General features: G+C 57.7%; 17 protein-coding genes. 5 read left to right on the top strand and 12 right to left on the bottom strand.

The window, feature by feature from the left end; all coding sequences use genetic code 11:
• Positions 1–22: 22 nt before the first annotated feature.
• Together dmeF and AC07VR_RS12035 are read right to left on the bottom strand one after the other, a co-directional pair.
• The gene (gene dmeF / locus AC07VR_RS12030) at positions 23–943 is read right to left on the bottom strand and encodes a CDF family Co(II)/Ni(II) efflux transporter DmeF (protein ID WP_494995649.1); all 921 of its coding nucleotides are present in this window, start codon (positions 941–943) and stop codon (positions 23–25) included.
• Positions 944–954: 11 nt separating this feature from the next.
• Positions 955–1230, bottom strand: a complete 276-nt coding sequence (locus tag AC07VR_RS12035; RefSeq protein ID WP_494995650.1) for a metal/formaldehyde-sensitive transcriptional repressor — start codon at positions 1228–1230, stop codon at positions 955–957.
• A 258-nt stretch (positions 1231–1488) separates the two neighbouring features.
• On the opposite strand from AC07VR_RS12035, the gene AC07VR_RS12040 reads away from it, so the two are divergent.
• Positions 1489–2697: an MFS transporter gene (locus AC07VR_RS12040; RefSeq protein WP_495011325.1), complete on the top strand. Its 1209-nt coding sequence runs from the start codon at positions 1489–1491 to the stop codon at positions 2695–2697.
• Positions 2698–2938: 241 nt separating this feature from the next.
• On the opposite strand, the gene AC07VR_RS12045 is transcribed toward AC07VR_RS12040, so the two are convergent.
• Positions 2939–3142, bottom strand: a complete 204-nt coding sequence (locus AC07VR_RS12045; RefSeq protein ID WP_494995652.1) for a co-regulatory protein PtrA N-terminal domain-containing protein — start codon at positions 3140–3142, stop codon at positions 2939–2941.
• Between the two features lie 358 nt (positions 3143–3500).
• Here AC07VR_RS12045 and AC07VR_RS12050 point away from each other — a divergent pair, with 358 nt between their 5' ends.
• Entirely contained in the window at positions 3501–4190 is a 690-nt protein-coding gene (locus AC07VR_RS12050; RefSeq protein WP_494995653.1) for an energy-coupling factor ABC transporter permease, read from the top strand.
• 72 nt (positions 4191–4262) lie between these two features.
• Entirely contained in the window at positions 4263–4478 is a 216-nt protein-coding gene (locus tag AC07VR_RS12055) for a hypothetical protein (RefSeq protein ID WP_494995654.1), read from the top strand.
• Positions 4479–4486: 8 nt separating this feature from the next.
• Here AC07VR_RS12055 and yacG read toward each other — a convergent pair whose 3' ends face one another.
• Genes yacG through AC07VR_RS12075 form a run of 4 tightly spaced genes read right to left on the bottom strand, consistent with a single transcriptional unit; the run spans position 4487 to position 7399 of the window.
• A complete protein-coding gene (gene yacG / locus AC07VR_RS12060) occupies positions 4487–4690 on the bottom strand; it encodes a DNA gyrase inhibitor YacG (RefSeq protein ID WP_494995655.1) in 204 nt (67 codons plus the stop codon).
• Complete coding sequence (gene coaE, locus AC07VR_RS12065) at positions 4687–5310, bottom strand: dephospho-CoA kinase (RefSeq protein ID WP_494995656.1); 624 nt, start codon at positions 5308–5310, stop codon at positions 4687–4689. Before coaE ends, yacG begins: the two co-directional genes overlap by 4 nt.
• Positions 5307–6179, bottom strand: a complete 873-nt coding sequence (locus AC07VR_RS12070) for a prepilin peptidase (RefSeq protein ID WP_494995657.1) — start codon at positions 6177–6179, stop codon at positions 5307–5309. The genes coaE and AC07VR_RS12070 overlap by 4 nt, the downstream gene beginning before the upstream one ends.
• A gap of 2 nt (positions 6180–6181) precedes the next feature.
• The gene (locus AC07VR_RS12075) at positions 6182–7399 is read right to left on the bottom strand and encodes a type II secretion system F family protein (RefSeq protein ID WP_495011326.1); all 1218 of its coding nucleotides are present in this window, start codon (positions 7397–7399) and stop codon (positions 6182–6184) included.
• A 277-nt stretch (positions 7400–7676) separates the two neighbouring features.
• Here AC07VR_RS12075 and AC07VR_RS12080 point away from each other — a divergent pair, with 277 nt between their 5' ends.
• Positions 7677–8093 (top strand): pilin, encoded by a 417-nt coding sequence (locus AC07VR_RS12080; protein WP_495011327.1) that lies wholly within the window; start codon positions 7677–7679, stop codon positions 8091–8093.
• A gap of 371 nt (positions 8094–8464) precedes the next feature.
• Complete coding sequence (locus AC07VR_RS12085) at positions 8465–8821, top strand: BON domain-containing protein (RefSeq protein ID WP_494995660.1); 357 nt, start codon at positions 8465–8467, stop codon at positions 8819–8821.
• Positions 8822–9043: 222 nt separating this feature from the next.
• On the opposite strand, the gene AC07VR_RS12090 is transcribed toward AC07VR_RS12085, so the two are convergent.
• The 5 genes from AC07VR_RS12090 to acs form a co-directional block, all read right to left on the bottom strand.
• On the bottom strand, positions 9044–11986 hold the full coding sequence (locus AC07VR_RS12090) for a DUF748 domain-containing protein (RefSeq protein WP_495011328.1): 2943 nt from the start codon (positions 11984–11986) through the stop codon (positions 9044–9046).
• 106 nt (positions 11987–12092) lie between these two features.
• Positions 12093–13106: a class I SAM-dependent rRNA methyltransferase gene (locus tag AC07VR_RS12095; RefSeq protein WP_494995662.1), complete on the bottom strand. Its 1014-nt coding sequence runs from the start codon at positions 13104–13106 to the stop codon at positions 12093–12095.
• Positions 13107–13204: 98 nt separating this feature from the next.
• A complete protein-coding gene (locus AC07VR_RS12100; protein ID WP_495011329.1) occupies positions 13205–14383 on the bottom strand; it encodes an acetyl-CoA C-acetyltransferase in 1179 nt (392 codons plus the stop codon).
• A gap of 163 nt (positions 14384–14546) precedes the next feature.
• Positions 14547–15419: an oxygenase MpaB family protein gene (locus AC07VR_RS12105; RefSeq protein ID WP_494995664.1), complete on the bottom strand. Its 873-nt coding sequence runs from the start codon at positions 15417–15419 to the stop codon at positions 14547–14549.
• Positions 15420–15471: 52 nt separating this feature from the next.
• Positions 15472–17409: an acetate--CoA ligase gene (gene acs, locus AC07VR_RS12110; protein ID WP_495011330.1), complete on the bottom strand. Its 1938-nt coding sequence runs from the start codon at positions 17407–17409 to the stop codon at positions 15472–15474.
• Positions 17410–17495: the final 86 nt, after the last annotated feature.

Raw genomic sequence — 17495 nt, forward strand, 5'->3', positions numbered from 1 at the left:
GGTAGCCCAGTGGCATGATGCTCTAGAAGCTACGGTATTCCACGGTCAGGTGAGTCACCTCATGAACCGCGGCCAGTCGCTCTCGAATAATGTCTGCGTTGATAGCCGGGCTTGCCAGGACGCTTACAATCGCGGCCCGAGCCTGCGGGCCCACACGCCATACATGCAGATCGGTAATTTTGGCATCATCAGAGCCATCAAGGATGTCGCGAATTTCCTGAGCGACGTGATCATCTGTTTTATCGAGCAGGACCCCTGCGGTATCGCGCATCAGCGTCCAGGCCCAACGCGCAATCACCAGCGCACCGACAATGCCCATTGCTGGATCAAGCCAGACCCAGCCCAGGTATCGACCGGCCAACAAGGCCGCGATGGCAAGGATAGACGTCAGCGCATCAGCAAGAACATGGACGTAGGCAGACCGCAGGTTGTTGTCCTGACCATGGGCACCGTGGCTATGGTCGTGTGCATGATCATGGTGGTGGTCATGGCTACCGGACAGGAGAAGAGCGCTGACGATATTGACGATGAGCCCGACAATGGCAATAAGCGTCGCCGTACCGAATTGGACGTTGGCAGGTTCGAATAAACGCAGCACTGATTCGACACCAATCCCGACGGATACCAGGCCTAGTACAAGCGCTGAGGCAAATCCCCCCAAGTCACCTACTTTTCCCGTACCGAAGCTATAGGTAGAACTTGAAGCATGCCGCTTGGCATAACCATAAGCCGCCGCTGCAATACCCAGAGCACCGGCATGCGTGGCCATATGAAAGCCGTCCGCAAGCAACGCCATCGACCCGGTCAGATAGCCCGCGGTAATTTCCCCAATCATCATGACGACCGTCAGCGCGACGACCCAGAGGGTGCGCTTGGCGTTCTCATCATGTGACGCACCGAGAAATACATGGTCATGGGTGTAACTCATCTGTGGATCAACCATCTCAACACCCCCTATTTTGAATACCGGCGTATGGCTTCAAGTAATTCCTCGACGCCTTTTGCCCTTTCTTCATCGCTTAACTGCGGGTTTGCAACGTGCTCATGGGCATGAGCCTCAATGATTTCGTCCATCAGCCCATTGATGGCACCCCGTGTTGCAGCCACCAGATGCAGGGTTTTCGCGCAGTCATCGTCAGAGTCCAGTGCGCGTTCGACTGCCTGGATCTGCCCGGCGATTCGCTTGACGCGCTTGAGAAGCTCGTCTTTGCCGGCCATTACATGAGACATACCATACCCCCCCTACCTATATATGGCGGCGATGGTCACAGAAAGGCGGGGGCAGCACAACTCCTTTCGTCCTCTCAAAAACGTTGCGGTAGTGGCGCGATAGCTGGGGAGCAGGCCTATTGTTAGTCAGTGTTCAACGGATCTCTTGCCGCCGACATTGAGCCACGTCGAAACGTTTAAGCTGTGGTATGGGTAAATGTCGTGCAGGGTTTCAAGTGATAGTGGAAGGAATCAGGCTAATCACCTGGGGGAAAAGAGATGGGCGAACTTGCAAGTAGCTCGACCCGAGCCATTCCGCGCACGATCTGGGCGTTGGGATTCGTCAGCCTGTTCATGGATCTGTCGTCGGAGCTGGTGCATAGCCTCTTACCCGTATTTTTGGTGGGTACGCTGGGCATCAGTGTGATGACTATTGGACTCATCGAAGGGGTGGCGGAGGCTACAGCACTGGTCGTTAAAGTCTTTTCTGGAGCAATCAGCGACTTCATCGGCCGCAGGAAAGAATTGTTGCTCTTGGGTTACGGTCTTGCGGCGCTTACAAAACCGCTATTTCCGCTGGCCGCCTCTGCGGAACTGGTCTTCACCGCCCGAATCCTCGACCGGATTGGTAAAGGCATCCGCGGTGCGCCGCGTGATGCGTTAGTCGCAGATGTGGCCCCACCTGCCATTCGAGGTGCGTGCTTTGGGTTACGTCAGTCGATGGATACCGTGGGCGCTTTTTTAGGCCCCATTCTGGCCATTTTTCTGATGGCCTGGTTTGCCGACGATATTTCCCTGGTGTTGTGGTTTGCAGTGATTCCCGCAGTACTGGCAGTCATGCTGCTTTTTTTCGGGATTGATGAGCCGGAGCATGAAGCCGTACCGCGGCATTTCCGCTCACCCATACAAATGAGGTCATTGAGGCAGTTCTCAAAAAACTATTGGTGGGTTGTGGGCATAGGTGCGGCATTCACCCTTGCGCGTTTCAGTGAAGCTTTCCTGATCTTGCGTGCCCAGCAATTAGGGTTCTCTGCTACCTGGGTTCCTCTGGTCATGGTGGTGATGGCGGGGTTTTATATGCTGTCGGCCTATCCGGTTGGAAAATGGTCAGACAGTATCAGCCGCACGGCGTTACTCAGCGTCGGTCTGGTGCTGCTGATTCTTGCAGATGTGGTGTTGGCTTATGCCGGGTCCGTCAGCATGGTTCTACTCGGTGTCGCCTTATGGGGGCTGCACATGGGCTTCAGTCAAGGCATTCTGGCGACGCTGGTAGCGGACACGACACCTCCCAATCTTAAAGGCACAGCCTTTGGACTGTTCAATCTGGTCAGCGGGATTGCTTTGCTGTTGGCCAGCGTCATCGCCGGCGGACTCTGGCAGGTATACGGCGCCGAGGTAGCTTTCTACGCGGGGGCGGCATTTTCAGCAGCAGCGCTGATTCTACTGCTTATCCAACAACGCAGTGACGGGGCCAGGAGTCAAAGATAGCCAGCCTGGTTTTCGGTGGCTAGCTGGTGTTTGCGGTAATCGCCAGGACTCTCGGAGTACCCCGCAGTCCCGGCCTGAGGCGATATTTCACCGCCTCTTCCTCGCCGAATCCCACTGCCACAAGGCGAGTCAGCGATTCGGTTAAAGCATCGTTTGCGCAGTTGCCCGTCTGTATCCCATGACACCCCAAGCGCATGGCGATTAACGCGGCTGCCCAGTCGACTTGACCGGTAAAGCACTGTCAGTTTGAGCGTTCGACATCGCTGGAGGCGGCTTTCTGAGTGCTCGCTACAGCCTTGGCATGTTCAGACGTCTGGTAGTGCGCCATCGAGGCATCTCGCGCAGCATCCATCCGGGCCATTACCCGGTCGCTGCCACCTGCGGCCATCGCAGCCACAGACGCGCCCATCAGGGTAACGATCAACAATGCTTTAAGGGTTTTCATGGGGGATCTCCAATACTCGGGTTCTGCCAGCAAGAATGTTTGTTGGCTTAAGCTTTAGGCTTGAGCTCATCCTAGTGGCGCCCGTATTTCAGCCCGTTCCCCGCCACATGAATTTTTTGACAGGTTCGCCAAGCCTGACTTTTGCGGCTGTTCCCCCCAGGTCAAAGAGCAAACGGCGGTTAAAGCCGCAGGCCGCGTTGTACGTATAGGTGCACTCAAGTATGGAGAGATCGTAAAGTGGGGTGTCTGTCAGGTCCTCATCTCTCATCAAGGAGTATCGGGTGCAGTTTTTGTCAGTTCAGCAGGGCAGCTACGCCGGCGCCGCGCTATTGCGTGATGCTTTGCCGCGAGCCCGGCCATGATCAGCGCTGGGCTACTTTCGCCGCAAACCCTTACTGTCGGCTGGTTGTTGTACGTGCCGGTGCTGGTCTGGGCGATTCTGCGCTCGCCGTGGGTCGAGCTGTTCACTGATAGCCGCCGTCAGCATTTGCTGTTTGGTACGGTGTTCGCGCTGTTCATTTTGTGGCTGGTGCGACGGGACTTCGATACTGGCGTGTCTTACCACTTTATCGGCATGACCGCGGTGACCTTGTTGCTGGACTGGCCATTGGCAATCGTCGGTGGCTTGATCGCGCAACTCGGGCTGGTCGCGTTGGGCCGTCAGGATCTGGCGGCGGTTGGGGTCAACGGCACTTTGTTGATCCTGCTGCCGGTGCTGGTCACCGAATGCTGTGCGATCCTGGTGGAGCGAGCGCAGCCGCGTAGTCCCTTTGTGTATATCTTTTGCTCCGGCTTTTTTGCGGCGGCACTCTCGGCGTTGTTGTGTCTGTTGCTGGCGCTCGGCTTGCTGTGGTTCGACGAGCGCTTCGCCATGCCCGAATGGCTGGAGGATTTTGTCGGCTATCTGTGGCTGATCATTTTCCCCGAGGCCTTTATCAACGGCATGGTGGTGAGTGCGCTGGTGGTGTTCTGCCCTGAGTGGCTGGAGACTTTCAATCGCACGCGCTACCTGTCGGCACCGTGGAAAGACGACGGGCCACGGGAGTAAGAACCTTGATCCGGATCAAGGACTCAAATCACGGCTCCCGGCATGCTCTGGAAAATCTTCAGGAGCACGGTCATGAGTGTCTACGAATGGGCAAGGCAGGAACTGCGCAGGAGTCTGGATACGGCGCAAGAAGTGGGCTTTGATCCGGGGTTGAGTCTGCGCGCCTTGCTCAGTGCTGTGGTGCAGCAGAGCAAGGGCATACGCAGCGTCGAGGATCTGGCGGATGAGCTGCAGTTTCTGGCCGAGAACCTCGACGAGGGGCAGGATTACGGTTTTATGCGGCCGTGATTATCTAATTAGTGCGTACGAGGATCGAAGTCCTCGGAGAACATCTCGTCTTCGGCATCCGGGCTGACCGGGATCTTGTGTTCTTCGGCGGCCCAGGCACCCAGGTCGATCAGTTTGCAGCGGTCCGAGCAGAACGGCCGGTTGAGATTGGTTGCGCTCCATTCCACAGGGGCACCGCAGGTTGGGCATTCGACGGTCAGGGTTTGGCTCATGACTGGCCTCCACGCAAAGTAAGATAAAAGTGATGCAGGCGTTCGACCTCGCTGTGCAGCCAGTTTAGATCGCGGTCATTGACCAGTACATCGTCGGCATGGCGCAAGCGTTCTTCACGGCTGGCCTGGACTTTGAGAATCGCCTGGACCTGTTGCTCGCTGGTCTGGTCGCGCAGCAGGGTTCGCTCGATTTGCAGTTGCTCTGGCGCATCGATCACCAGGACACGTTGAGCCAGCGCGTACTGTCCGGATTCGACCAATAGCGGCGACACCAGAATCGCGTAAGGCGACTGGGCCTTGGCCAAATGACTGGCGATCTCCTGACCGATCAGTGGGTGCAACAGGGATTCGAGCCAGCGCCGCTCTTCAGGAACTTCGAAAATCAGCCTGCGCAACGCCGCACGATCCAGTTGACCATCCGCTTGCAGCACGCCCGCACCGAAGTGCTCGGCGATTTTCGCCAGTGCCGGACGCCCCGGCTCGACAACCCAACGAGCGGCATGATCGGCATCGACCAGATGCACACCGAGGTCAATGAAGTGCTGAGCCGCGGCACTTTTGCCGCTGCCGATCCCGCCGGTCAGGCCAAGAATCCAGGGTTTGATAACAGAGGTAGTCATTTGAAACCGACAGACTGCAAGTAGGAGTCGGTTATTTGACCACCCCAGAGCAACGCAATCCAGCCGGCAATTGCCAGATAAGGGCCGAAAGGAATTGGCGTCGAAGTTTGCGCGTTACGCACGCGCAGCAAAATCAGGCCCAGAACGGCGCCGGCCAAGGATGACAGCAGAATCGTCAGCGGCAGAATTTGCCAGCCGCCCCAGGCACCGAGCATCGCCAGGAGCTTGAAGTCACCAAAGCCCATACCGTCCTTGCCAGTGAGCAGCTTGAACAGCCAATACACCGACCACAGGCTCATGTAGCCGGCCACCGCGCCCCACAAGGCGTCGTGCAAGGACACGAACAGGCCGAAGCTGTTGACGATCAAGCCCAGCCAAAGTATCGGTAGAACCAAGGCATCTGGCAGCAGTTGATGGTCGGCATCGATCAAGCTCATCGCCAGCAAGCCCCAGCTCAAGATCAATACCAGCCCCGCCTGCCAGCCAAAACCGAAATGCCAGGCGACGAAGGCAGAAAGCAGTCCGCAGGCCAGTTCGGTGACCGGGTAGCGTTTGCTGATAGGGGCCTTGCACTTCGCACAGCGGCCTCTCAATAGCAGATAGCTGAGGACGGGGATATTTTCCCAGACCCGAATCGGCTGAGCGCAGTGCGGGCATTGAGAGTGGGGCAGCAGCAGGTTGTAGGTCGGGCCTGGCGCCTCTGGCGGTAAGCCCAACACATCATGGGCTTGCTCCCTCCATTCGCGTTCGAGCATTTTTGGCAGGCGCCAGACCAGCACGTTGAGGAAGCTGCCGATAATCAGTCCCAGGACCAGCACTGATACAACAAAGGCCAGCGGATAGTTGGCCAAAAAATCGTTCAAGGGCATATTCAGATCGCTGAGCCGAGTTGGAAGATGGGCAGGTACATGGCTACCACCAGACCGCCGACGATAACGCCAAGAGTCACCATGATGAACGGCTCCATCAGACTGGTCAGGTTATCGACCATATTGTCGACTTCACCCTCATAGTAAGTTGCGACCTTTTCCAGCATGTCGTCCAGTGCACCCGATTCTTCGCCAATGGCGGTCATCTGGATCGCCATGTTCGGGAAGACGCCGCAAGTGCGCATGGAGAAATTCAGCTGTATGCCGTTCGAGACATCCTGCCTGATGCGATTGACCGCGTTCGTGAACACGATATTGCCTGTGACGCCAGCCACCGAATCCAGAGCTTGCACCAGTGGTACGCCGGCAGCAAAGGTGGTGGAGAGTGTGCGGGCATAACGAGCCACGGCTGATTTGTACATCAGCGTGCCCACCAGCGGCAGTTTCAGCAGGCTGACGTCCAGCCAGTCACGCAAGCGTTGTGAACGTTTGCGCGTATGCCGGAAACCAAATACCACAGCGACAATCCCGACCAGCACCAGTAGCCACCACTGCTGCATGAACTCCGAGAGGGCGATGACCATCAGGGTGAAGGCCGGGAGTTGCGCACCTAAACCTGAAAATACCGTCTGGAATTGCGGGACCACCTTGACCAGCAGAATGCCAGTCACAATGCTCGCGACGAAGATCACGGCCAAGGGGTAGGTCATGGCTTTCTTGATCCTGGCTTTGAGGGTTTCACTCTTTTCCTTGTAGGTTGCCACCCGCTCCAACAAGGTTTCCAGAGCTCCGGCCTGCTCACCGGCGTCCACCAGGTTGCAGTACAGGTCATCGAAATACTGCGGTTTTTTGCGCAGCGCCGCGGCAAAACTGTTGCCGGCCGCGACTTCCTGTTTCACCTCGCTCACCAATTTGCGCATGTTGGGGTTATCGAAACCTTCACCGATGATGTCGAAGGACTGCAGCAACGGTACTCCGGCTTTCATCATGGTCGCCATCTGACGGGTGAACAGAGCGATATCCACGGGTTTGATGCGTTTGCCGGCGTTAAAGATCGAGCCGTTTTTTTTTCGTACTTTACCCGGGCTAATGCCTTGCTTGCGTAACTGCGCCTTGATCAGCAGCGGATTATGGCCGCTCAGTTCGCCGGTCATTTTGGTGCCTTTTCTATCGGTACCTTCCCACGCGTAAACACTGACTTTTACTGCTTTGACTGCCATCGTTCAGTCTCACCACTTTATCGATCCCGGCTCGCCCCACCGTGTTGGCAGGGTGTTGACCCGCAAGTCGATGGATTTGATTTATAGCGTAGTCGGTCAGATCAGCAAGCCAGCGGCAGGCGAGTGACAAAAAGTGTCATTTTGTGCAGTTTCTGGGGATAAGGGCGATGCGCCAGCAGCCTCGCGCACCCGCAGACAAAGGCCCAACGTGTTTGGCATGCACTGTGCGTTGACCTGTATAGGTCATCAGACTTCACTTAATGCCTGGAGCTTGTCTATGAATAGTCAAAAAGGGTTTACCTTGATCGAGCTGTTGATCGTGGTCGCGATCATCGGCATTTTGGCCACCTTTGCGTTGCCGCTTTATACGAAATATCAGGCGCGGGCCAAGAGTACGGCCGGTCTGGCAGAGATATCCGCGCTGAAAGTTTCATTTGAAGACATCATCAATCAGGGCACCGATCCGACATTAGCCTTGGTGGGCGGCACCGCTACTACGTCTAACTGCACAATGACCGCATCAGGTACCGCCTCGACGGGTGCAGGCACAATTGCTTGCACGATTCTGAATGCTCCGGGCCCTGTGCTGAGCAAAACCATCACTCTCACCCGCACACACGACGAGGGCTGGACCTGCTCTACCACTGTGGAGCCTGAGTACTCTCCAAAAGGTTGTGCTGCCAGCGGTACGTAGCGTTCTCGCAAGCCGGTAAACCAGTAAGAAGTGCCCCGGCTAGTGAAGTCAGGGCACTTCTTATGGGGAAAATCGAAGATGAACCGAGGGTGATCAGCGGAGTCGTTTCAGTCTATTCATAGCAGGTTAGATCAAACCGTAAATGGCCAGAAACTCAGGGTGTCAGGAACTTTTGTGATACTCGCAACTTGCATGCAGATTACATACAGGTCATGCAATCTGCACGATTCAGGAACTTTGCTTATATCTCAATACATTGATTTTCAAGTATTTATTTTTATCCTGGAGTTGGCACAACGCCTGCTATATCTCTGCTAGACCCTGTCGCCAAAGCACGGCGCAGGCTTTCTGGAAAAACAGGAGTTACTCGTATGAAGAGGTTCGCTATCGCTGCCGCTACGGCAACCGCTCTGACCCTGACCATGGCCAATGCTGCTTTTGCCCAGACCACTCAAACCACCCAGTCGCCAATGCTTGTGGCTGCTGGTGAAATGGCGAAGGTCAAGGAAGTCACTTCTGACACCTGGATCACGACTAAAGTGAAAAGCGATCTGGTAACCGAGAAAGGTATTCCTGGCACTGACATCAAAGTTGAAACCAACAAAGGCGTGGTTTCTTTGTCCTCGACTGTTCTTGTAACCGACGCACAGAAAAAAATGGCAGTGGATATCACCAGGAAAATCAAAGGCGTAAAAGCCGTATCGGCTGACGGTCTGAAAGCCGAGTAGGGTTCAAGCTTCTCGCCTGGGCTGGGAGAAGGGGACGACAGGCGCTCCAGCAGTACGTCTGTCATTCCTCCAAGGTTCATGCCAAAAGCCATGCAGACGTGGTCATTACAGACTCCGGCACTGAGTGTCGGAGCTTGTTTTATTTGAAGCGCAGCGTATCGGCCTGAGCCTGGCTGGCGGCAGAGGCCAATGCCAGGCTGAGCAAGAAGCGTGTTTGCATGTTTACTCGCTGTCCAGATGCAGCGGCGTGATTACCCGACCATCACTTTGAGCTTGCCCAAGATTAGCGTCGATGAAGTAAACCCGATCGTCAGCCAACTGCCCTTTGTCCACCAGAAAGTCCTTGATGCTGCTGGCCCGATCTTGTCCCAGTTGACGTAGGAGAACGTCGCTTTCGCTCCAGAATTTAATCAAACCCTCACGCAGCTTTGCCGTGCGTTCGTCGCGGCTCAGTTGCGTCCATTCGGCCGGTGGCTGTGTTTTCAGGCGGGTGCGATAGATGCCTTCGAGCAACGGCGCCTTTTCGCTGTCCGGCACCTCTAACAGCGAGGCTTGCGCAGGGACCTTCTCACCGCGGCGTTGAAGCATTTTGTAGTAGTTGTATTGATATTCACGCTCTAGCCGCTGTTCGGCGATCGGTGGGCCGTCACTGCTCTGGGCGCTGGTGCCTTCAATCTCCAGTTTCAGGGCCGGGCGCTCTTTCAGGGCGTTGGCCAGTTTGGTCAACGTCGATTCGGAGTCCTTACTCAGGTCACTGGAGCCTGGAGCGAACAACACGCTGCCGAGATCTTCCGAGCCGCCGCCGCCGCCGCTGACCAGACCGCCAATAAACTTGAACGGAGCTTCAACCGCTCGCAGCACCAGATTGCGCAGGGTCTGCCAGATGACCGGCATCACGCTGAACTGGGGGTTGTTCAAGTCACCGCTTATCGGGAGCTCGATGGAAATTTTTCCGTCCGAGTCTTTGAGCAGTGCGATTGCCAGGCGAATCGGCAGGTCTACGGCATCCGGGCTGTCGACTTTTTCACCCAGTTGCAGTTGCTCGACCACCATTTTGTTTTCGGCTTTCAACTGACCTTTGCTGATCAGGTAATGCAAGTCGAGATTGAGTCGGCCCTTGCGAATGCGGAAACCGGCGAACTTGCCGGAGTAGGGCGTCAGGGTTGTCAGCTCGACACGTTTGAAGCTGGCGGCGATATTCAGCGCCGCCATTGGGTCGAAGGGGTTCACGCTGCCTTTGATGGTGACCGGGGCGTAACGGTCGACCTTGCCGTTGATATCGACGCTCGCCGGCTTTGCCTGGCGGCTGTCGATGGTGCCGATCTGACCATTGAGCTGTTGAATGGCGGTGGCGAAGTTTGGTGTCAGGCTCAAGTCGGCGAAGTTGGCCGAGCCATCGTTGATGGCGATTTCACCAATATGGATACCCAGCGGTTTTTCGTTGCTGGTGGCGGCCGGTTTAACGGCGCTTTTGCTGCTGTTGTCAGCTGGCTGCGGGATCAACAGATCATCGATGTTGGTGGTGCGGTCATCGTTGATCATGAAGCGCACGTACGGCTGTAACAGGTTGACCTTGGTGATCGACAGGCTGTCGCCGTGTTGGTAATTCAACCCTTCGAGCACCAATTGCTGCCACTTGAGGAAGTCGCGGGTCTTCAAGGTATCCAGGGTGTGCAACTGATCGACCTGAGCCCGACCGGTGACGTTGAACGCCAACGGCTCGGTGCTTTTGAGATTGACTGCCAGATCACTGCCAAGCATGCCGCTGCGCAGCTCCAGGCGAATGAATGGACTGATATAGGACTGGGCGACGCGCAGGTCGATGTCTTTGGTCTGCACCTGCAGCCTGGCACTGACCGGGCTCAGATTGACTTCGCCGCTTGCCTGGATCTTGCCCTGCTTGCCCAGCCCGGTATCGAGCTTGAGGGTGAAAGGCGACTGATTGAGGCTGTCGAAGTTTTGCAGGTCCAGATTCAGCGGGCCGAGTTCCAGCTCCACCGCTGGTTGTGCCTGGCGATCCGCCAAATGGACCTGGTAGTTACGTAGTTGCACGTCCTTCAACAGGACCTTCCAGGGTTTGTTTGGGGCGCTCGGTGCCGGCTTGGGCGAGTCGGCTGCTGCCGGAGCACTGGCAGGCTCCGGTTTCGTAGCGGGCTTGGCCGGTTGGCTGGCAAAGAGTTTCTGCCAATCGAGTTGACCATCGGCTTCGCGGGCAGCCCAGGTTTCCAGTTTCTGGCTGCGGATCTTGCCGACGATTACTTGCTGCTTGAGCAGATCGACCGAGGTCTCGCTGACATCCAGCCGCTCCAGGCGTGCCAGTGGCCGGCCGTCGGGCGCTTTGATCGCAAATGGCGCCACGCTTAGCGAGGTGTCGCTGAGCAGCAATTCGGTTTCTTTGGCCAGGTTGAGTTTGTAATGAGTGCTGAGGTTCAGGATTCCGTCTTCGAGCAGCAGCGGCACGGCATCGCGCACGTACGGCCACCAGACTTTCATTTTGCCGTCGGTGACTTTCAGTGTGCCTTCGGAGGCGATCGGCACCAGGCTGAAATTGCCGGTCCAGTCGAGATGCCCACCTTCGGGACCTGCCGCGACCAGGGTCATGTCGGCATTGTCATTGGGCAAGGTGCTGAGGTTTTTCAGTTCGAGGTCGAGCGTGTTGTAAAGAAATTCGATGGGCTCGCTTGGGCGCGCATCCTGGAAATGCACATAGCCACCTGCCAGCTTGATGCGCTCAATGCGCAGCGGGAATGGTTTGGCTTGAGGATCGACAGGTGTCGGCTCGCTGGCGGGCAGTTTGAACAGTCCCAGCAGATTGAGCTTGCCGTCTTTGCCGAACAGGATTTCGGTCTTGGGCTTGTCCAACTCGACATCGGCCAAGTGCAGTGCACGGGTCCAGAGGCTGTCGATCTGCAGATTGGCGTACAACCGTTCGAAGCCGATTTGCTCCTTCCCCGGCTCACCGATATTCAGACCCCACAAGGTCAGCTCCAGACTGAAGGGGTTGAGCTCGATCCGATTGATGTGTGCCGGGACTGTTGCGTAGTTGGCCAATTGTTGATTGACGACTCGCAAGGCGATGCCCGGCAATATCAGAAACCCCAGCAAGCTATAAAGGGCGAGAGCGGTCAGCAAGGCGCCAATAGCGCGAATCAATCCTTTGGGCATCTGGGGTGTCATCTATCTGAATCGGAAGTGCGTTGGAGTATGGCACGCGTTTCCGGTTCCAAAGCAATCGCCGTTATCAGGATTTTTTCTGATTTTGACAGGCGACTCAAAGTTGCAGAATCAGCGTTTTCAAGGGTGGTTGCTGATCCATGGAAGGGAAGTCGCTGCCCGGGATCAGTACCTGCCAGTCGCGCACCGGACGCCCGGCCTTTTCAGCACAGCGCAGTACCTGTTCTCGCCAGTCGTCCATGCTGACCTTTGCCAGATTGTTGCAGCAGATCAGTACGCCATTTTCTGCGGTGCTCAGCAGGGCCGGTTTGAGCAGGCTTTGATAGTCGCGCAACAGGTCAACGGTGCCAAAAGCACTTTTGGCCCAGGCGGGTGGGTCGAGCAGGACCAGGTCGTATTGGCGCTGTTCCAGGCGTGGATAGCTCGGCAATTTGTGACGGCGCTGAATGATTGGCAAACCGGCCAGTTGACGGATCGCTGCAAAATAGTCGGACTGAATGAACTGCATTTTCGGCAATTGTGGATTGAGCTGGCCGTTCTCACGGCCGACCGCCAGATTGCCCTCGGCAAAGTCCAGATTGCACACCTCGCTGGCGCCGCCAGCGGCTGCGCTCAAGCCGACGCCGCAGGTGTAGGCGAACAGGTTCAGTACGCTTTTACCGGCGCTGTGATCTTTGACCCAGCCACGAGCATTACGCAGATCAAGAAACAACAAAGGGTCCTGTCCGGCATGACGGCCGCGGACGCGGTAGTTCAAACCCCATTCGTGGCCGATCATATCTTCCAGGGCGGCGTCTTCGGCACGGTAGACCGAGTCTTCCCGATCGATGCGCGAATTGCCCCGGGAGCGGTCGTTGTAGACCAGCAGGGTGTTCAGGTCCAGATGCTGATTGATGGTTTCATGCAGTTGCAGCAGTGCGTCGCGCTCCAACGGCTGGTGAAAGCTTTGCACCAGCAGTTGCGGGCCGTAACGGTCAATGGTCAGGCCGCCGGCACCTTCCTGGCTGCCATGGAACAACCGATAGCAGTCGGTGCCTTGCTGATGCAGTTCAGCGAGCAGGTCTTTGCGATGATCGAGGGCGGCGCGCAGCGCCTGATTCAAGGAAGACATGCCGGGCGCCTTGCAAGGTGATTGGGCGCGGCAGTCTATCAGTTTCACCGCAGCCCCTGTAGGAGCAGCCGGTCGACGCTCCTGCAAGGCGGGGAGAACTAGCGCTCGATCGCCAATGCCACACCCTGACCGCCACCGATGCACAAGGTTGCGAGGCCTTTTTTCGCATCGCGTTTGATCATCTCGTGGAGCAGGGTCACCAGCACACGGCAGCCTGAGGCACCGATCGGGTGGCCGAGGGCAATGGCGCCGCCATTGACGTTGACCTTGCTGGTATCCCAACCCAGTTCCTTGCCGACCGCCAATGCTTGTGCGGCAAAGGCTTCGTTGGCTTCGATCAGGTCCAGTTGATCCAGCGTCCAGCCGGCCTTGTCCAGGCAGCGACGTGTGGCGCTGACGGGGCCGATGCCCATGATTGCCGGGTCAACGCCTGCGTTGGCATAAGCGCTGACTTTCGCCAGCACTGGCAGTCCGAGAGCGCGGGCTTTGGCGGCGCTCATCAGAATCACTGCGGCGGCACCATCGTTCAGTGACGAGGCGTTGCCGGCGGTGACCGAGCCGTCTTTCTTGAAGGCGGGTTTGAGCTTGCTCAGGGATTGCGCCGTGGTATGGGCCCGTGGCTGCTCATCGGTGGTGAAGGCGAGCGGGTCACCTTTGCGCTGGGGGATCAGGATCGGAGTGATTTCATCGACGAAACGCCCGGCTTCGATGGCCGCCACAGCTTTCTGTTGCGAGGCTGCGGCGAACGCATCCTGTGCTTCACGGCTGATGTCGTACTTGGCCACCAGGTTTTCCGCGGTGATCCCCATGTGGTAATCGTTGAAGGTATCCCACAAGCCGTCGCTGATCATGGTGTCGACGATCTGGCCGTGGCCCATGCGCAAACCGGTGCGTGCGCCGGGCATGACATAGTTGGACAGGCTCATGTTCTCCTGACCGCCGGCAATGATCACTTCGGCATCGCCGCAGCGAATGGCCTGGGTCGCCAGATGCAGCGCCTTGAGGCCCGAACCGCAGACCTTGTTCAGGGTCATGGCGGGAACGGCGTGAGGCAGGCCGGCCTTGATCGCGGCCTGACGGGCAGGGTTTTGCCCGGCGCCAGCGGTGAGGACCTGGCCCATGATCACTTCGTCGACCTGCGCACCGTCCAGACCGGTTTGCGCCAGCAACTGAACGATCACCGCAGCGCCCAGATCAACGGCAGAAATATTCGCCAACGAACCCTGGAAACTACCCACAGCGGTCCGGGTGGCGGCAACGATTACGACGTCTTGCATGGCACAGGTCCTCTTTATTGTTGGATGTCACCTCGGTTCGCGGCCGACCTTGTGAAGCGGGGAGCTCGTGCCTGAGGCGTTGACGATCAAGACCGCATGGTTGCACACAAAACCTGAGCGGTTCCAATCGCGAACCGGCCGGTCGCGTTTTGTTCATGCCGTCTCAGGTCTGCAAACCCATGCGGCGCCGGGCACGATGCACCGAGCCGTTGCGCACCGCCCAGCGCAGCAACGGCGCACTGCGGTTGACGCTGGCGCGGATCAATTGGCGTTGCAGCGAGCCTTGGCTGACACCCAGCATGTCGCTCGCCCAGTCTGGTAACAAATCGATACCGGCCTGCATCATCAGCGCACCGAAGGGCTTGGCCAAACGGCTCGGTGCCGGGGCGTCCAGCAGTAGGCGCAGCACTTCGTGGCTGCGCTCATCGCACACCAACTGTGGGCGGATTCGTACAAGGTAGTCGGCAATTTCCTGGCGTGAACGCGGTACATCCTGGGCACCAAGGCGCTCGGCGACCACGGCGATTTCCGCGTAGTAACGATCCTGATCGGCCGGCGACAGATTCGGGTTGCGGTAGCGCAGGTGAGCGGTGAGGAAGTTGCTCACCTCAGCCACGTGCACCCAGGTCAGCAGCTGCGGGTCGCTGGCCGCATAAGGCTGGCCATCGGGCGCGGTGCCGACCACTTGCAGGTGGATGGTGCGAACCTTGTCGATCAGCCACTCGGCGTCCTGTCGAGAGCCGAAGGTAGTGCCGGAAATAAACTGCCCGGTACGGCGCAGTCGGCCGAGCATGTCCTCACGGAAGTTCGAGTGATCCCAGACCCCGGCCAGCGCCAGTGGATGCAGGGCTTGCAGCATCAAGGCGCTGATGCCGCCGATCAACATGCTGCTGAAGTCACCATGCACTTGCCAACTGACCGAATCCGGGCCGAACAGACCGGGATCGCCCTTGGGGTTCTCCAGATCAAGCTTGCCGAGGGACAGGCCGCTCAGGCTCATGATCTGGGTTTCGATACGACTACGAATGAATTCCATGACTGCTCGGTTGTTACAGCGCTAAGCAAGGCGCGGCGTTGGCCGCGCAGGTTTATTGGTTCAGGCGTTTGTCGATCAGACCCTCGACCACGCTCGGGTCGGCCAGGGTCGAAGTATCGCCCAGGCTGTCCAGTTCATTGCAGGCAATCTTGCGCAGAATCCGTCGCATGATCTTGCCCGAACGGGTTTTCGGCAAGGCCGGTGCCCACTGGATCAAATCCGGTTTGGCGAAGCTGCCGATTTCTTTGCTGACATGCGCCAGTAGTTCTTTCTTCAGTGCGTCACTGGGTTCGATGCCATTCATCGGTGTGACAAAGGCATAGATCCCCTGGCCTTTGACGTCGTGGGGGTAACCGACGACTGCGGCCTCGGCGATGCTGTCGTGCAGAACCAGCGCGCTTTCTACTTCAGCGGTGCCGATGCGGTGCCCGGACACGTTGATCACGTCATCGATACGCCCGGTGATCCAGTAATCGCCGTCGTCGTCGCGACGGGCGCCGTCGCCAGTGAAGTAATAGCCCGGGTAGGGTTTGAAGTAGGTTTCAAGCATGCGTTTCGGGTCGCCGTAGACGCTGCGGATCTGCGCCGGCCAGCTGGCCTTGATCACCAGTATGCCGCTACCGGCGCCGCTGATTTCCTTGCCTTGTTCGTCCAGCAACACCGGTTGTACGCCGAACATTGGCTGGGTGGCGCAGCCGGGTTTGATTCGGCGGGTGCTGACCAGCGGGCTGAGCATGATGCCGCCGGTTTCGGTCTGCCACCAGGTATCGACGATCGGACACCGTTGCTCGCCGACGGCATTGAAATACCATTCCCAGGCTTCCGGGTTGATGGGTTCACCGACAGTGCCCAACAACCGCAGGCTGCTGCGCGATGTCTCTTGCAACGGCTCTGTGCCTTCACGCATCAGCGCGCGCAATGCGGTGGGCGCAGTGTAGAAGATGTTGACGTGATGTTTGTCGATGACCTGCCAGAACCGCGAGCTGGTCGGGTAGTTCGGCACGCCCTCGAAGATCAGTGTGGTCGCGCCATTGGCCAACGGCCCGTAGACGATGTAGCTGTGGCCGGTGACCCAGCCGACATCGGCGGTGCACCAGAAGACTTCGCCGTCACGGTAGTCGAACACGTACTTGAAGGTCATCGCCGCTTGCAGCAGGTAGCCGCCAGTGGTGTGCAGTACACCTTTGGGTTTGCCGGTGCTGCCAGAGGTGTAAAGGATGAACAGTGGGTCTTCAGCGCCCATTGGTTCGGGGGGGCAGTCGTCACTCATGCTGCGCAGGGCCTGGTGATACCAGAGGTCACGGCCTTCGACCCAGTTGACCTCACTTTGGGTGTGCTCGACCACTAGCACCGTGCTGACGTCCGGACAGCTGAGCAGGGCTTTGTCGACGTTCTTTTTCAGTGGGACAAGCTTACTGCCGCGCACGCCTTCATCGGCGGTGATCACAGTGCGACAGTCGGCGTCGAGAATCCGGTCACGCAGGGCGTCCGGGGAAAAACCACCGAAGACCACCGAGTGCACCGCGCCAATGCGTGTGCAGGCGAGCATGGCGTAGGCGGCTTCGGGAATCATCGGCATGTAGATACAGACCCGGTCGCCTTTTTTAACGCCACGACTTTTCAGTACGTTGGCCAGGCGGCAGACGTTGTGATGAAGTTTTTTATAGGTGATCTGCGCCGATTCGGCGGGGTCGTCGCCTTCCCAGATGATCGCGATCTGGTCGCCGCGCTGTTCAAGATGGCGGTCGATGCAGTTGTAACTGACGTTCAGTTGGCCGCCCGCGAACCAGCTCGCCGCGCCGGTTTTCAGATCCGCGTGGTGAACGCTTTGCCACGGTGTTGACCAGTCGAGGAAACGCTTGGCCTGATCAGCCCAGAAGATGTCGGGTTGCTCGATGGATTGGCGGTACAGGCGCTGGTAGTCGTCCTGACTCAGTTGCGCAGCCCGGCGGACGGCATCGGCTTTGGGGAAAGTGCTGATATCGAACATGACGGTTCCTTATTCTTGTTTTGCGACAAGTGATAAAGATGCGCCGAGTAGCAGGTGGGTTCAAGAGGGGGAAGAAGCGACTCTGT

The sequence above is a fragment of the Pseudomonas sp. GW821-FHT02H09 genome (genome assembly GCF_059421425.1).

Bases quoted from the DNA above. Each gene is read 5' to 3' on its own strand.
- AC07VR_RS12045 (WP_494995652.1), bottom strand. From the start codon at position 3,142: ATGAAAACCCTTAAAGCATTGTTGATCGTTACCCTGATGGGCGCGTCT.
- AC07VR_RS12050 (WP_494995653.1), top strand. From the start codon at position 3,501: ATGATCAGCGCTGGGCTACTTTCGCCGCAAACCCTTACTGTCGGCTGG.
- AC07VR_RS12075 (WP_495011326.1), bottom strand. From the start codon at position 7,399: ATGGCAGTCAAAGCAGTAAAAGTCAGTGTTTACGCGTGGGAAGGTACC.
- AC07VR_RS12080 (WP_495011327.1), top strand. From the start codon at position 7,677: ATGAATAGTCAAAAAGGGTTTACCTTGATCGAGCTGTTGATCGTGGTC.
- AC07VR_RS12095 (WP_494995662.1), bottom strand. From the start codon at position 13,106: ATGTCTTCCTTGAATCAGGCGCTGCGCGCCGCCCTCGATCATCGCAAA.
- AC07VR_RS12105 (WP_494995664.1), bottom strand. From the start codon at position 15,419: ATGGAATTCATTCGTAGTCGTATCGAAACCCAGATCATGAGCCTGAGC.
- AC07VR_RS12040 (WP_495011325.1), top strand. From the start codon at position 1,489: ATGGGCGAACTTGCAAGTAGCTCGACCCGAGCCATTCCGCGCACGATC.
- AC07VR_RS12035 (WP_494995650.1), bottom strand. From the start codon at position 1,230: ATGTCTCATGTAATGGCCGGCAAAGACGAGCTTCTCAAGCGCGTCAAG.
- dmeF (WP_494995649.1), bottom strand. From the start codon at position 943: ATGGTTGATCCACAGATGAGTTACACCCATGACCATGTATTTCTCGGT.
- AC07VR_RS12070 (WP_494995657.1), bottom strand. From the start codon at position 6,179: ATGCCCTTGAACGATTTTTTGGCCAACTATCCGCTGGCCTTTGTTGTA.
- AC07VR_RS12055 (WP_494995654.1), top strand. From the start codon at position 4,263: ATGAGTGTCTACGAATGGGCAAGGCAGGAACTGCGCAGGAGTCTGGAT.
- acs (WP_495011330.1), bottom strand. From the start codon at position 17,409: ATGTTCGATATCAGCACTTTCCCCAAAGCCGATGCCGTCCGCCGGGCT.
- AC07VR_RS12085 (WP_494995660.1), top strand. From the start codon at position 8,465: ATGAAGAGGTTCGCTATCGCTGCCGCTACGGCAACCGCTCTGACCCTG.
- AC07VR_RS12090 (WP_495011328.1), bottom strand. From the start codon at position 11,986: ATGCCCAAAGGATTGATTCGCGCTATTGGCGCCTTGCTGACCGCTCTC.
- coaE (WP_494995656.1), bottom strand. From the start codon at position 5,310: ATGACTACCTCTGTTATCAAACCCTGGATTCTTGGCCTGACCGGCGGG.
- yacG (WP_494995655.1), bottom strand. From the start codon at position 4,690: ATGAGCCAAACCCTGACCGTCGAATGCCCAACCTGCGGTGCCCCTGTG.
- AC07VR_RS12100 (WP_495011329.1), bottom strand. From the start codon at position 14,383: ATGCAAGACGTCGTAATCGTTGCCGCCACCCGGACCGCTGTGGGTAGT.